Genomic DNA, 13656 nt, shown 5'->3' on the forward strand with positions numbered 1-13656 from the left:
ACGCGGAAGCCGCGGATCTTGACCTGGTCGTCGGCGCGTCCGACGAATTCCAGCGTCCCGTCGGGCCGTCGGCGCACCAGGTCGCCGGTGCGGTAGAGCCTGCCACCAGGCAGACCGAGGGGATCAGGCACGAACCGCTCGGCCGTCAGATCCGGCCTGCCCTACCACAACGGCCGCACCGAAGGTGCCAACACCCGCACCAAGAGGATCATGAGACAGATGCACGGACGCGCCGGATTCGACCTCCTCCGACACCGCATCCTCCTGTCCTGACCGCTACTCGGCGTCACCACCGACTACGGGCCAGAGCCGAACATTTTACAGTTCCCCGGCCCGTTGCGCGGCTCCGGAACTTGCGGCCGCCCTGATCCGAGGTACGGACGCGGAGGGGTAGGCCAGCGGTTCGGGGGCGAATACGGAGATCCGATCGGTGACGTCCTCGGTCACCCGGCGCGTCGATGAGCCGAGCCGCTGCGGGGTGCCGATGTACAACCAGCCCATCAGGCGTTCCTCCGGACGCAGGCCGAGTACACGGCGGATCCGCTCGGACTCGGTGAACCTGCCGGTGCGCCAGACGCTCCCGAAGCCACGGGCGTGCAGAAGCAGCATCAGGAAGCCGGCCATGGCACTGGTGGCGGCGAGTTGTTCCCACTCGGGGACAGGGCTGCCGCGACCGGTGTCGTTCAGCACCGGTGAGAAGACCAGTGTGGCGAGAAGCGGCGCTCTTTGGGTCTTGGCCTCCATCTGCCCCCGTCGGAACTCGGGTCCCGCACACTCGTCGGCGAAGCAGCGCCCCAGGGCGATGCGCCCTTCGTCGCGTACCAGGATCCATCGCCACGGCCGGAGCCTGCCGTGGTCGGGCGCTGTAGCAGCCGCGCGCAGAAGGTACGCGAACTCCTGATCGTTGGGAGCGGGTTCGACGAGCTGATGTTGGCTGCGTCGGGTCAGAACAGCCGTCATGATATCCATCGATGTTCCTCTTCCCACGTTCGACGTCATTCGTTTCGCCTGGAGGTTTACAAGGCCTCGACGGCCTGCAGGCCCTCCCCACACTTTTCGGACCGCTCGTTTCCCGGGTGTTCGCAACGGCCCGGGGACGGTGGTCCGGCCGGTCCATTCACAAGGCCGAAAGTGAATCGGGGAACGAGGGGGGCGAATTTTTCGAGCAGAGAACTTAAGAACCTGCAGACGGGATTCCGCGAAAACGGCAGCCAGGGGGACGGCGAGGCATCGCTTCGCTGTTTCCTCGCGTTGACGGTGGGCCCGGCCGCCCACGATGGCCGCGTCCGAAGGCACCGCGGTATGGATGCCGGTCCCGGTGCGGTGAGGGCATTACGAAGGACTCTGATCGGCCGTGGCCTGCTTGCCGCACCGCTGGTGTCCTGGGGCGGCCGGTCCGGCCAGCCGCGATGAACGGGGCCGTGGAAGTGCCGGTCCGCCCCCCGCCAACGAGTCCAGGGGGGCGGACCGGCACACGTGCACCTTGCGACAGTACTCGTGGATCATCAAGCCAGTGACCGTATGACCCTCAGTGCCATCTCGATCTCCTCCGGGAAGTTGACGATTCCGGCGGACAGACGTACGTGCGGGACCCCGTACGGTGTGCTGTTGGCGACGACCCGGTTGGTACGGAGGATCTGCGCCACGTCCTGCGGCTTGTAGCCCCGGACGTCGAAACAGACGATCCCGGCGGACAGTTCGGGATCGAGCGGCGTGTGCAGGGTGACGTGGTCCATGGCAGCCAGACCTTCCTTGATCTGGCTGTTCAACTCGGCGATCCGGTCCTGGATCCGCTTACGCCCGATCTGCCGGTGGAAGCGGAACGCTTCCACCGTGGCCCACTGGTGCTCGTACGCGAAGAATCCGCCCGGACTGACCCACGCGGCTTCGGTCGGGCCGACGGGCCGGCGGTCCTGCCGCCAGGCGTCGGCTGTCTCCTTGGTCATGAGACTGGGGATCGTGGGTTGGACAAGTGCCCAGTTGTCCGCCTTCGCCCAGGCGATTCCCGTCCCACGAGGGCCAAGGATCCACTTGTGCGTGCCGGCCGAGAAGAAATCGCAGCCCATCTTCGCGACGTCCTCGTCCACCACTCCGAAGCCGTGGACTCCGTCCACCACCAGCAGGATGCGATCTTCTTCGTCGCGGTTGCGGTTCAAGCCCGTGAGGGCGGCTGCGATCTTGGCCACCGGTATCCGCACACCGGTGCCGGACTGGACCCAGGGGACACCGACGATCCGGGTGTTGGGGCGCACAGCCGCGCATATCCGGTCCACGGCCTCGTCCGCGGAGAAATTCAGCGACGATTCGTAGAGCGGTATTTTGCGCATGCTCGCGCCCCACTTCTCAGTGGCAAGACGTATCGCCTCGTAGTGCGGATAGAACTCGTGCGTAGTGGTCAGGATCTCTTGGCCCGGCTTCAGACGCAGACCGTTGTAGAACAGAGCGAGCCCCATCGTGGTGCTGCTGGTGAGGGCGATCTCGCTGGGCTGTCCACCCACATACTCGGCAGCGGCTGCACACACACTCCGCCACAGCATGTCCTCGTCGCGGCGGAACATGTTGTCGTCGAGGAAGTCGTGCGGGTTTTCGTCGAAAGCCCGCCGGTATCTCGTGATCGCATCACGGACAGGGGTCGGGTTTGAGGCGAAATAGAAGTTCGACAGGTGCGCGAGGTCGGGCGAAAGCAGGAACTGCGCACGCACAGACCTCCAGTCGTACGGATCGAAGACCTGGGGGGGACCCGTCTGTTCGGCAGCACCCTCCGCGACTACCGAACCCACCGATAAACCCTTGGCCTCGGAGCCGACCAGGCTTTCGGGGCGCGAAAGAGACACGATTATTCCTCCATGAAGTGGATGCAGAGGCTTTTATCGCCGAAGCGAAGGCGGCAGTGGCCGCCACAGTCGTTCTCGCCGGGAATCTCCCCCCGACTCTTCGTAAATTATTTTATTTTTACTCTGTCTGTCAAGAAGGTCACCCGGGATGCGACCGGGAGGTCATCGGACCGACTCGGGCTTAATTCCCTCGGATATCACCGACCGGCGCTTGCGCAGAAACACCGGGTCCCCTGCCGGCCCGCCTCGGCTTTCCCCTCCGCAGGGGCTCTTGCCGCTCTTCCTGGTACCGCCTACAGGAAGCTCTGTCCGGGCAGGCCGCAAAGAATCTCTCATTCCCGAGGGGCTCCGCCGAGCTCTCCTCACCCATCAGTGGGCTCGGGTTCGAGGGTCAGCGGAGCCGGCGTTCAAGCCCGACCGGACGGTTGACTTCACGGAGCGGACCGGCGGCCGCGGGTGCACCCTGGGTCTGGGTCACCCGGTGCGCCTGGCGGGCAGTGGCCTCGGCGACGGCAAGGAGCGGTCAGGGAACCCTGGAGTCGTTCACCGGTGGCACGGCTTGTTCAACCTCTCGCGCCCCCTCCCGCGCCCGATGCGTCCTCGCTTTCTCGGACCGGAGGTTCGCGTTGCCGCGGTGCGATCGCCTGTCAGCCGCCCAGACGGCCAGCGCGCAGGCCGCGAACCCGGCCCCGAGGAGACTGGATCCGGTCCAGCTGCCGGCAGTGAAGACGGCGGTGGTCGCGGCCGCGCCGAGAGCGGAGCCGAGTGAGTAGAAGACCATGTAGCCCCCGATGACGCTGCTGACGCGGTCCGGATGCGCGGTGGTGAGCAGGTGCTGGTTGCTCACGTGTACGGCCTGGACCGCGAAGTCGAGGACCACGATGCCGGCGATGAGGAGCCACAGCGACCACGGCAGCTGCGCGATCGCCGCCCATGAGAGGACCAGCAGTGCGAGCGCGAGACCGGTGACCGGGACCGCCCGTCCTGCGTCCGCCCACCGCCCGGCACGTGCCGCGCCGAGCGCGCCGGCCAGACCGGCGATGCCGAACAGTCCGACCTGACTCTCGCTGAGTTGCCACGGTGTGTCCATCAGCGGCAGGGACAGTCCGCTCCACAGGGTTCCGAAGGACGCGAACAGGAAGAACGCGATGAGCCCGCGCGTCAGGAAGAGGCGCTGCCCGAACAGCCCGCCGAGCGAGGCGACGACCTGCCGGTACTCCGCGGGCGGGCCGGGACGCTCCTCTGGCGGCAGTACGGCGAGGACGAGGGCCGCGAGCCCGAGTGACAACGCTGCGAGCACGGCATAGACACTCCGCCAGCCCCACACGTCGGCGAGCGCGCCGGTGACGACCCGCGCGCCCAGGATGCCGACCACGACGCCCGAGGTCACGACACCGATGTTCCGTCCGCGTTCGGCGGGCTCCGAGACCGACGCGGCGTAGGCCACCGTGGTCTGCACCACGACCGCGAACACCCCGGCCGTCGCGAGTCCGGCGAGCGCCACCCACGCGGCCGACGCCGAGGCCGTCAGCAGCATTCCCCCTGCGGTGATCGCCAGGTGCACGGCGATGAGCCGACGCCTGTCGACCACGTCACCGAGCGGTACCAGCAGCACCAGTCCTGCCAGGTAGCCGAACTGTCCGGTCGCGACGATCCATCCCGCCAGTTCTGCCGGCACACCGAGGTCGCGCCCCATCGGCTCCAGAACCGGTTGTGCGGCGTAGATGCTCGCCACAGCGACACCACACACCACTGCGAGCAGCAGCCGTCGCCATACGTCCATTGCGCCCCAATCTCAATCAGTGGCAAATTGCAACTGATTCGACGGTACGGCATGATGGTTTCAGTCCGCAACCTATGGGAGGTGGCATGTCACGCAGCACCGGGCGCGCCCCGGACACCGGCTGGACCGACCCCGACTGCCCCGTCGCCCGCAGCCTCGACCTCGTCGGCGACCGGTGGAGCCTTCTCCTCATCCGCGACGCGATGGACGGAGCACGATCGTTCACCGAGTTCCAGCGACGCACCGGCATCGCTCGCAACATCCTCACCGACCGCCTCCGCAAGCTCACCGCTCACGGACTCCTCACCCAGCGCACCGCACCGTCGGGCCGCCGCCAGGAGTACGTACTCACCGACGCAGGCCGCGCCCTATTCCCCGTCATCCTCACCCTGCGCCAGTGGGGGGAACGCCACGCCTTCACACCCGGCGAGACCCACTCCACCCTCGTCGACCGGCACGGCGCCCCGGTACCGGAATTCACGCCGACCGACGCCGGCGGCACCCCTCTCGACGCCGACACCACCCACGTGCAGAAGACCCGGTAGGAGCCCCGGCCCCTCCAGGTCTCGCGAACACCGCACCCTCCACACACCCGCCCGGGAGACGGCGGTCCCGGGAGAGTCGGCCGGAGCCGCGGCCCCGGCCGACGGGTCCTACCGCCGCCCCCGCACCGAGGCCGGCGCCGACGCGTCCCCACAGCGCCCGGCCGAGCCGCCCGGTCCCCCGCCGACCTGGCGGGTCAGTTCGGCACGCAGCAGGTCCAGGCCCATCGGCCCCAGGTCCAGGGCATGGCGGTGGAACTGCTTGAGGTCGAACGCGGCACCATCCCGGCGACGAGCCGCGTCCCGCGCCTCCAGCCACGCCTTCTCCCCCAGCTTGTAGGCGATGGCCTGCCCGGGGCGCCCCAGATACCGGTCGATCTCGAACTCGACGAACCCGGGCGGGCCCAGCCCGCAGCGCTCGGTGAGGAACTCGCGGCCCAGCCGCGGCGTCCATTTCCGCCCCTCGTGGAACCCGGTGCCCGCGGGGATCGGCAGACGCAGGTGCAGCCCGATGTCCAGCACGACCCGCGCGGCACGCCACCGCTGCCCGACCAGCATCCCCAGCCGGTGCGCGGGGTCGGCGAAGTAGCCCAGCTCGTCCATCAGACGCTCGGCGTACAGGCCCCACCCCTCGCAGTGCCCCGGATGCAGCTCGCACGACAGCCGCTGGAACCGGTTGAGGGCGGCGGTGTTGAGGGTCGTCACGCCCAGCTGCAGGTGATGGCCCGGGACGCCCTCGTGGAACATCGTGCTCGGTACTGTCCACGTCGGAATCGGCGCATCCGGGTCGGTCAGCGTCCACCAGACCGTCCCGGGCCGCGACAGGTCCTCACTGGGCGCCAGGTACAAGGCGGGCCCGTCGGTGTGGCTGATCCGGCAGTCGATCCGCCGCAGCGGCCCGGGGATCTCGAAGTGCGTCCCGTCCAGATCGGCGATGGCGCCGTCGGCGAGTCCCTGGATCCAGTCGCGGAACGCCGCCGTGCCCGTCACCTGGTACCGCGGGTCGCTGTCGAGCGACGCCAGCACCGCCGGCACCGGCTCGCCGGGGGCGATCTGTGCCGCCGCCTCGGCTGTCTCCCGCTGCACCCGGGCCAGTTCGTCCCAGCCCCACGCGTAGGTCGCCTCCAGATCCAGCCGAGTGCCGAGGAACTCCCGCACCCCTAGCTGGTAGCGATCCGGGCCCAGCGCGTCCAGGTCCGGCGCATCAGCCGCGAGCTCCTCCGACAGATACGCCGCGAAACCCGTCAACGCCTCGTTCGCGTCCGCCGCAGCTTTCTCCATGGCGTCTCGCAGAACACCGTCGCCGCACCCGGCGGGCACCCCGGCCAGATATTGCCGCATGCTTCGGCACTCCCGGGCGTTGCGGACCACCTGGCGGCGCGGCGCGACCCGGCCGCCGCGCCGCGCCGCCTCCAGGCTCTCCCGCAGCCCGGCCAGGGCCCCCGGGACGGCCCGCAGCCGCGCCAGTAAGACGTCCCACTCGGTGTCACCGCCCTGATTCAGTACTTCCACCGCCTGCCGCACCCGCTGGACAGGCCCGTCGATGGTTTCCAGCAACGTTGCGTGCGCGCCGGCGTCAGCCAGTGCCACCTCCGTGGCGAGCCGCTCCCGCAGCACCGCCGCCGCGATTCGCTCCGTTCCCCCCTCGACCGGCGTGTCGTCCACCGCCTTCAGCGTGCGACGCGCCAGCTCCGCCCGCGCGTGCGCCGCCTGCGGTCCGAAGTCGGTCAGCCGCCCATCCTGCCCGGCGATGCCCATCGCAGCGGCCAGGCAGGGATCCAGCACGGCCAGCTCATCCACGTACCGGTCCGCGAGATCATTCAGGGCGGTCATGCCGGGACCTCTTCCGGAGTCGCGGGGACGGCTGGGCGGGTGCGGACCGAGAGGGATCCGAACAGGTCGACGATCCAGTCCCGGGTGTCCTCGGGGGTGTCGGTCGCGATGATCCCCGCGAGAACCGTCTCTCCGGCCTGGTAGGTGATATGGTCCGGCAGCAGCCTGCCGCACGGCAGTTCGTTCCAGGCGACCACGGACGGGCTGGAACGGAACACCACGGCCCCGTCGAGGCCCCGGAACTCCCGTCCGGCCAGGTGGTGGCCGGGGTAGACGAACCAGCCGTACCGGCGGCGGTCGGCGGGCGGCTCGGGGAGTGCCCCGGCGACGGGCTCGCCGAGCAGGGCTCGCAGCTCGTACGACGGCAGGTGGACGCCGGTGGCCAACTCGACGGTGGCGACCACGTCGGCTCCCCCGACCCGGTTGCCGACCTCGAGGAAGACCAGCTCACCCTCATGGACTATCGCCTCGAGGTGGAAGCTGCCGTCCTCGATCCGCACGGCGGCCAGGGCGCGCGACACCCAGGCGCGCGTCTCCTCGGAGAATCCGACCTGGAACGATCCCATCGGCCGGCCCTGCGCGTACTCCAGGCAGGTACCCACGTACTCGCTCACGCTGAGGAGCAGGACCTCGCCCCCCTGCACCAGGCCGTCGAAGTGCCTGATCGGCCCGGAGACGAACTCCTCGACCTGGAAGTCGCCCCGGCCGCTCCCGGCATCAAGCCGGGCAACGCCGGTGCGGCCCCCGGTGACCGCCGCGTGGGCGTGTTGCGGGGTGTCGAACACGAGCACGTCCTCGCTGGACGCGCCGCGATGCGGTTTGAGCACGGTCCGGCCGTACCAGGGCGCCCGGCCGTCCCGTTCGAGGAAGCGCGGCAACGGGAGGAAGCGTGGTACCCGGAGGCCGGCTTCCCCGACGGCCTGCTTCATCAGGACCTTGTCGCGGGCAAGGGTGACCTGGTCCACAAGCGCGCCCGGGACGCCCAAGTGCTCGCGCAGCCGGGCGGCATCGAGCAGCTCGTACTCCGACACCGAGATGACACGGTCGAAGTCACGGGGCCGCTCCGCCAGCCAGTCCCGGGCCTCCTCGAAGGCCGAGCGCACGCCCGGGCGGCTCACCCGCTCGCAGCGCAGGCCGGGCGGCAGGGTGGCCAGCGCCCGGTCGGTTCCGAAGTAGGTGACCTCATGCCGGTCGTGGGAGATCCCTCGATGGTATTCGATCTTGAAGTAGGGCACGCGGTGCAGGATGAGGATCTTCATCGGGCCTTCCTGAGGGGAGCGGGGAGGGCGAGAGCGCTGTCCAGGGCGTCCAGCCAGGCCTCGCGCAGTGCGTGGACGACGGTGCGGATGTCGGCGCGGTCACCACGCAGAACGACGCAGCCCTGCGCCGCGAAGTCCGCGTTGTCACGGGCGACGGCATGCAGGTCGCGGCGCTCGGGCGACAGCCAGGAGAACTCCGTGACGGTCAGTTCCCCCTCGGCCAGGCCGAAGCGTTCGGCGGTGGCCCGGACGGCGTCCGCGAACGGGTCCGCATCAGCCCCGACGTCGTCCGGGGAGAACGAGCGGTCGCTGCCGACGCCGAGCATCACCGTCGACGCCGAGCAGCCGGGTACCAGTCGCTCCGCTTCGGAGGCCGTGCCGAAGGCCGTGTCGACCCAGCGGTGGTGCAGGTCGATCCCGTAGACCCATCGGGCCAGTGACCAGATCTTCATCCCGGCCGGCCGCCTGTTGGGCTCCACGACCGCGGCACGCAGCCCGTCGTCGCTCAGCTTGACCTCGTTGTGGAACGGCCCGTCGCACTGGCCGACCAGCCAGTTCGCCTGCCTCCCCGCCCTCTCCAGTGTTGAGCGCTCGCGGGCGTTCACCCTGGCGGGCAGCACCTGCGCGACCTCGACCGGATACCGGCCGCGCGCGCTGATCTTCTCGGTGAGGAACGCCAGCGAACCCAGCCCGTCGAAGGAGTACTCGCGCCGGTACGGGATGATCTCCTCGCAGATGACTCCGTCTTCCAGGTAAGGGAGCATCTCGGCGAACACCGACGTCAGGTCGTCACCGGAGCGGACCATCGCGACGCCGCGGTTGTTGCCCTCCGCCACGGGCTTGACGATGAAGCCCTCGGGATGATCGCGCATGAAGTCCCTCAGTTGGTCGAGCGAGGCGACCTCGGCGAAGGCCGGCACCATGATTCGTTGCGCAGCCAGCAGGTCGGCCACGTCCGCCTCGCCGAGCCGGTAGCGGTACTTGGAGAACGCCCCCTCGGCCAGCCGCGGTGAGTCGACCGGGAGGCCGAGTCGCTCGAGCAGTTCGGCCCCGCTGCGCACGGCGTTGTCGGAGAAGACGATGCCCGCCCTGATCCGCTCGCGCATGCCGCCGAGCAGTTTCTCGCCCATCTCGGTGAAGTCGTCGCGCAGTGGATCGAGATCGACTACCTCGTCGGCGATGGAACGGTCGGCCTCGGTGGGGTCGGCGCGGATCAGGACCACCGTCGCGCCGTGGCGTTCGCGTGCGTAGTCCCGCAGGTAGCGGACCTCGTCGATACGGCTCAGGTTGTAGTCGACGATGAGGAGGATCGGCCCGGTCATCCGCGCTCCGTCTCGTACAGGACCTCGATCGCGCGCTCGGAGGCGGGCAGCAGCCCGGGGAGGATCGCGTCCTGGTCGGCTCGGTCCATGCTCCAGAGCACCTGGCCGAGGAACACCTCGCGTGAGGATGTCTCCACGGTGTCGCCGGGGTTGAGGAGAATCTGCGCCACCACTGGCCGGAGCGGGAGAGCGTCGTTCAGTCCCACCTCACGGATGGTCCCGGGGGCGGCGAAGAAGACGCGGAAGAACGTCGCGTTCCCGCTCCGCGTGGTGCCGTCCGCCGAGAACGACAGCCCCTTCAGCGTTTTCAGGAATCCAGCCGGCCTGCGGGCGGTGAGCAGGGAGTCCAGCCAGAGGTCGAGCAGGCTGGGACCACCGGTCATCGCCGCCACACTGGGTGAGATCAGGCTGCCGGCGACGCGCGGGTTGACCTCGATCAGGTCCCAGCCGGACGGAGCGTGCCGCGCCTCGACATGGAAACAGCCCCAGCCGAGGCCGAGGGTGTCCAGCACCCTCGCCACCCAGCGGATACCGGCGGCGATCTCTTCCTGGGACAGACTCGTGGGCGGGCTGACGCAGGCGTTCTCGAGTACGGTACCCGCTGCCTCCGTGACCTCGCATTTCTCGTGCACGGCCACCACATGAGGTTCGTCGTCTACGACGATCACCTCGAAACTGAACTCCCGACCGGGCACGTAGTCCTCGACGAGGAACTCCATTCCGAAGCCCCTGTCGTGCCCGGTGCTCGCGTGCGGTTTCGCGCCCTTGTCCGCGGCCGTTTCCGGACGCGGCCCGGGGCCCGCGGGGCCGCCGGGGCCCGGGTCGGTGGTGAAGACGCCGGCGTAGACCGTGTCGGAGCGCACCTCGGCGGCGATGCGTTCCAAGTCAGTCCAGGTCGTGTCGGCGCTGAGAGGGAACGTTCCGAACGAGGCGATTCCGCTGATTGGCTTCACGAAGTAGCGGCCACCCTCGCGTTGGCGTTCGGCAAGCCTCTCGGGGGTGAGTGCGGACGCCCGGCCACGGCTGAGGCCGGCGTCGGCGAGGCGGTTTCGCAGCGTCAGCTTGTCGCGCAGTTCCAGAACCTGCTTCTCGTCCAGGTCCGGCACCCCCAGGCGGGCATTGGCCAGCGCCATCAGGTACCGGTAGCCCTCCCAGACAGTGAGGCAGCACGATACCGACGTGCCCGCGGCTTCCAGATGGTCGAGGTACTCCTCGACGTCGCGTGGAGTCAGCACGTGCTCGGCGGTCACCCGGACATCGTCGGCGAGGTCGGCCAACGTTCCGGGCCGGGATCCCTGGTGCTTCGGCTCCGGCATCGAGCTGAGCACGCAGGTCTTCAGTCCCCGGGACCTGACCGTGTCGACGAGATCCTCCATGAACGAGAACCCGACATGGCTGAGCAGTAGCACTCCTCTGTCTTTTCCCATGCTCAATCCGGCCTCCTCACCGGCGGGCGGGGGCGCGGCGTAGTCACGCCGAGCCCCCGCCGAGGACGAAGGTCAGGCCGGCTGCTTGTCGGCCTTGGCGATGGTGTCCAGGTAGAGCTCCTCGAAGTACTGCGCCAGGAGCGTCTGGTGCTCGCGGAGGTACCGCTTGAACGCGGCGATGTCGTCCTCGTTCCGGAGCAGGTGCCGGACGGCCGCCCACACCTCGCCGGGGTGGTCGTCGTTGATGTCGGTGTGCGAGTGGTTGATCTGGCCGCCGATGTTGTCCTCGCCGACCGATCCCTTCAGTGCCTCCAGCTTCCTGGGCTCCAGCTTGACGTTCACGTACTCGACCAGGTAGGAGTACGCCACTACGCCGAGCGGGCCCTCGTGGTCCAGGAGGTAGGAGAAGTAGCCGGTCAGCAGCTTGGTCGACAGGTAGGGCTCGGTCGCCAGGAACTGCTCGCGCGACACGCCCACCTTCTCCAGGTCATCGAGGAACAGTTCGTCGTGGAGCATCTCCTCCTGCTCGTAGTTGGCCCAGACCTGTGCCGCCTCCGGGCTGCGCTTGGCGATCTCCACCAGCGCCTTGGCCTCGGCTACCCGCAGCATCCGGATGCGGTAGGCGGTCTCGATCAGGTTCCGCTTGTAGTACTCGGAGTCGACGTTCTTGCCCTCCAGGTGGGCGGCCTCGGGGACATTGGCGTACCACTCGAGGACCTGCTGGTCGAGCTGCCGGTCGATCTCGGCGCGCAGCTTCGCCGAAGCGGCCGCGTTGAGGAACGGGGTGCGGTCCCCGTAACCGACGTTGTTCACACGGTTCAACATGGTGTCGCCTTTCTCGTGTGTTCTCGGGTGTTCGGTACGAGCGGTTCAGATGTCGTCGGCGACGCGGATGGTGGCGTCGCCCCGCAGCCGGCACTGGCAGGCCAGACGGTGGTCGCCGGTGGTCCGGCCGAGGTCTTCTAGGAAGTCGCGTTCGTCGTCGTCGGGTTCGCCAAGGGAGCCGAAGCCTTCCAGCACCTGGATGACGCACGCGCCGCACGATCCGGAGCGGCATCCGAACGGGATGAGCCGCTGCGGGGTTTCGTACTCGACTTCAGTGAGGGGGCATCCCGCTGGCAGCAGGATTTCGGTTTCCGTCGGAAGTACGGTCAGCTTGTTCATGGTCATGACGGCAGGGTGGTGTCGCGGTCGGTGGAGTGCTCCGGTGCGAGCCGGGAGCCGGGGCGCAGCTCTACCGCCACGTGGTTCGCCGCAGTCGCCGCCTCGCCGAAGCCCACCGAAATGAGTGGGACACGGTCCTCGTAGGTACAGATGTCGCCGACCGCGTAAACCCGTGGCAGGTTCGTCCGCATCGCCCTGTCGACCACGATCCGGTGATGCTCCATCTGAAGGCCCCAGGCGGCGATCGGTCCCAGGTTCGTAATGAACCCCAAAGCCGCGACAAGAGCCTGTACCGGAAGCGTCAATTCCTCCCCATCGGTCTGGACGCGCACTTCTTCCAGGTTCTTCGCGCCATAACAGCCCGTCACCCGGGCATCGGTCAGCACGCGAACACCGGCCGCGTACATTTGCTTGACGCTGTGCTCGTGCGCGCGGAACGCCGAGCGCCGGTGGACGACGGTGACGGACCGGGCGATCGGCGCGAGAGCGATGGACCAGTCGACGGCGCTGTCGCCGCCGCCCACGATCACCACGTCGCGGTCACGGTGCCCGTCGAGGCGCGGCACGTGGTGCGCCACGCCGCGTCCCACGTAGGGCTGCAGGCAGGGCAGAGTGCGCGGGACCGAACGGCCCAGCCCGGCTGCGATCACGACGGCTCCGGCACGCACCCGCCCGCCGCTCTCCAGCCCGACCGCCCAGCCTCCCCCCTCGTCCGGCTTCAGGGAGACCGCCACCCGGCCGAGCAGGTAGTGCGGGTCGAACGGCGCGACCTGGGCGACCAGGTTGTCAACCAGTTGCCGACCTCGCACGGCCACGTGGCCGGAGACGTCGTGGATCCTCTTCTCCGGGTACAGGGCCGCGATCTGGCCGCCTGGTTCCGGCAGCGCGTCGACCACCGCGCTGGAAAGCCCTCGGAACCCTGCGCAGTAGGCGGCGTACAGGCCGGCCGGGCCGGCTCCGACGACGGCCACGTCCGCGGTTGTCTCTGTGTCGACTGCGGTCATCTCCACTCGATCCCCTACACTCGATCCATCCTGAAATCCAGTTTTCTCAACCTGGGCTCCAGGCTCTTCAACGTTCGGTCGAATAGTTCGGGCTACCGAAATATCGCAGCCGGTCAGCCGATTTACCACCCGGAAATCTTCGCGCCTGTCATTCGATGTTTCCGAACTCACGGAAAGCGTCGCAGAATATTTTTCATGCTGCAATCAGAAAGCGTTCCGTGAGGAACGTTTTCATCATTCAACGCTCTGATCACGCCGTCAAGGGAAGGCGTCGAGGGCTTCGCCCACTCTCGGGTTCCCAGACTGGCAGCAACTCACGGGAAATTGCGACGGCCGCAGCTTTTCTATCTTTCAAAGGTGGTTCTGTCCACCGGACGCCTGTGTCCCACGGCCTGGCACCCGGCAGCCGGCGACGCACCGCCAAGTGCTGCCGGCGGCCCCTGGGACGGGACCACTCGGACCGATCGCCCTGGGTCGGCCGAGGCCGC

General features: G+C 68.5%; 11 protein-coding genes. 1 reads left to right on the plus strand and 10 read right to left on the minus strand.

Annotated elements, in window-relative coordinates; translation table 11 throughout:
• Positions 1-318 precede the first annotated feature (318 nt).
• The 3 genes from BM237_RS27745 to BM237_RS27755 form a co-directional block, all read right to left on the minus strand.
• Positions 319-969, minus strand: a complete 651-nt coding sequence (locus BM237_RS27745) for a nitroreductase family protein (RefSeq protein WP_093852504.1) — start codon at positions 967-969, stop codon at positions 319-321.
• A gap of 536 nt (positions 970-1505) precedes the next feature.
• Complete coding sequence (locus BM237_RS27750) at positions 1506-2834, minus strand: aminotransferase class V-fold PLP-dependent enzyme (protein WP_245794087.1); 1329 nt, start codon at positions 2832-2834, stop codon at positions 1506-1508.
• A gap of 523 nt (positions 2835-3357) precedes the next feature.
• Positions 3358-4617 carry an MFS transporter gene (locus BM237_RS27755; protein WP_245794088.1) on the minus strand — a complete coding sequence of 420 codons (1260 nt, stop codon included), beginning with the start codon at positions 4615-4617 and terminating at the stop codon, positions 3358-3360.
• 86 nt (positions 4618-4703) lie between these two features.
• On the opposite strand from BM237_RS27755, the gene BM237_RS27760 reads away from it, so the two are divergent.
• Positions 4704-5162, plus strand: coding sequence for a winged helix-turn-helix transcriptional regulator (locus BM237_RS27760; protein WP_093852505.1), 459 nt, complete (start codon positions 4704-4706; stop codon positions 5160-5162).
• Positions 5163-5270: 108 nt separating this feature from the next.
• On the opposite strand, the gene BM237_RS27765 is transcribed toward BM237_RS27760, so the two are convergent.
• The 7 genes from BM237_RS27765 to BM237_RS27795 form a co-directional block, all read right to left on the minus strand.
• A complete protein-coding gene (locus BM237_RS27765) occupies positions 5271-6992 on the minus strand; it encodes a DUF885 domain-containing protein (protein ID WP_093852506.1) in 1722 nt (573 codons plus the stop codon).
• On the minus strand, positions 6989-8251 hold the full coding sequence (locus tag BM237_RS27770) for an ATP-grasp domain-containing protein (RefSeq protein ID WP_093852507.1): 1263 nt from the start codon (positions 8249-8251) through the stop codon (positions 6989-6991). The genes BM237_RS27765 and BM237_RS27770 overlap by 4 nt, the downstream gene beginning before the upstream one ends.
• Positions 8248-9573, minus strand: coding sequence for an ATP-grasp domain-containing protein (locus tag BM237_RS27775; RefSeq protein ID WP_093852508.1), 1326 nt, complete (start codon positions 9571-9573; stop codon positions 8248-8250). Before BM237_RS27775 ends, BM237_RS27770 begins: the two co-directional genes overlap by 4 nt.
• Positions 9570-11000 carry an ATP-grasp domain-containing protein gene (locus BM237_RS27780; RefSeq protein WP_245794089.1) on the minus strand — a complete coding sequence of 477 codons (1431 nt, stop codon included), beginning with the start codon at positions 10998-11000 and terminating at the stop codon, positions 9570-9572. Before BM237_RS27780 ends, BM237_RS27775 begins: the two co-directional genes overlap by 4 nt.
• A gap of 72 nt (positions 11001-11072) precedes the next feature.
• Positions 11073-11825: a heme oxygenase-like domain-containing protein gene (locus BM237_RS27785; RefSeq protein WP_093852510.1), complete on the minus strand. Its 753-nt coding sequence runs from the start codon at positions 11823-11825 to the stop codon at positions 11073-11075.
• Between the two features lie 45 nt (positions 11826-11870).
• Entirely contained in the window at positions 11871-12170 is a 300-nt protein-coding gene (locus tag BM237_RS27790) for a 2Fe-2S iron-sulfur cluster-binding protein (protein ID WP_093852511.1), read from the minus strand.
• The gene (locus BM237_RS27795) at positions 12167-13168 is read right to left on the minus strand and encodes an NAD(P)/FAD-dependent oxidoreductase (RefSeq protein WP_093852525.1); all 1002 of its coding nucleotides are present in this window, start codon (positions 13166-13168) and stop codon (positions 12167-12169) included. Before BM237_RS27795 ends, BM237_RS27790 begins: the two co-directional genes overlap by 4 nt.
• Between the last annotated feature and the right edge of the window lie 488 nt (positions 13169-13656).

It is taken from the genome of Streptomyces mangrovi, assembly GCF_900114215.1.
In the GTDB taxonomy this organism is placed as follows: domain Bacteria; phylum Actinomycetota; class Actinomycetes; order Streptomycetales; family Streptomycetaceae; genus Streptomyces; species Streptomyces barkulensis.

Bases quoted from the DNA above. Each gene is read 5' to 3' on its own strand.
- BM237_RS27745 (WP_093852504.1), bottom strand. From the start codon at position 969: ATGGATATCATGACGGCTGTTCTGACCCGACGCAGCCAACATCAGCTC.
- BM237_RS27785 (WP_093852510.1), bottom strand. From the start codon at position 11,825: ATGTTGAACCGTGTGAACAACGTCGGTTACGGGGACCGCACCCCGTTC.
- BM237_RS27795 (WP_093852525.1), bottom strand. From the start codon at position 13,168: ATGACCGCAGTCGACACAGAGACAACCGCGGACGTGGCCGTCGTCGGA.
- BM237_RS27760 (WP_093852505.1), top strand. From the start codon at position 4,704: ATGTCACGCAGCACCGGGCGCGCCCCGGACACCGGCTGGACCGACCCC.
- BM237_RS27780 (WP_245794089.1), bottom strand. From the start codon at position 11,000: ATGGGAAAAGACAGAGGAGTGCTACTGCTCAGCCATGTCGGGTTCTCG.
- BM237_RS27755 (WP_245794088.1), bottom strand. From the start codon at position 4,617: ATGGACGTATGGCGACGGCTGCTGCTCGCAGTGGTGTGTGGTGTCGCT.
- BM237_RS27790 (WP_093852511.1), bottom strand. From the start codon at position 12,170: ATGACCATGAACAAGCTGACCGTACTTCCGACGGAAACCGAAATCCTG.
- BM237_RS27775 (WP_093852508.1), bottom strand. From the start codon at position 9,573: ATGACCGGGCCGATCCTCCTCATCGTCGACTACAACCTGAGCCGTATC.
- BM237_RS27770 (WP_093852507.1), bottom strand. From the start codon at position 8,251: ATGAAGATCCTCATCCTGCACCGCGTGCCCTACTTCAAGATCGAATAC.
- BM237_RS27765 (WP_093852506.1), bottom strand. From the start codon at position 6,992: ATGACCGCCCTGAATGATCTCGCGGACCGGTACGTGGATGAGCTGGCC.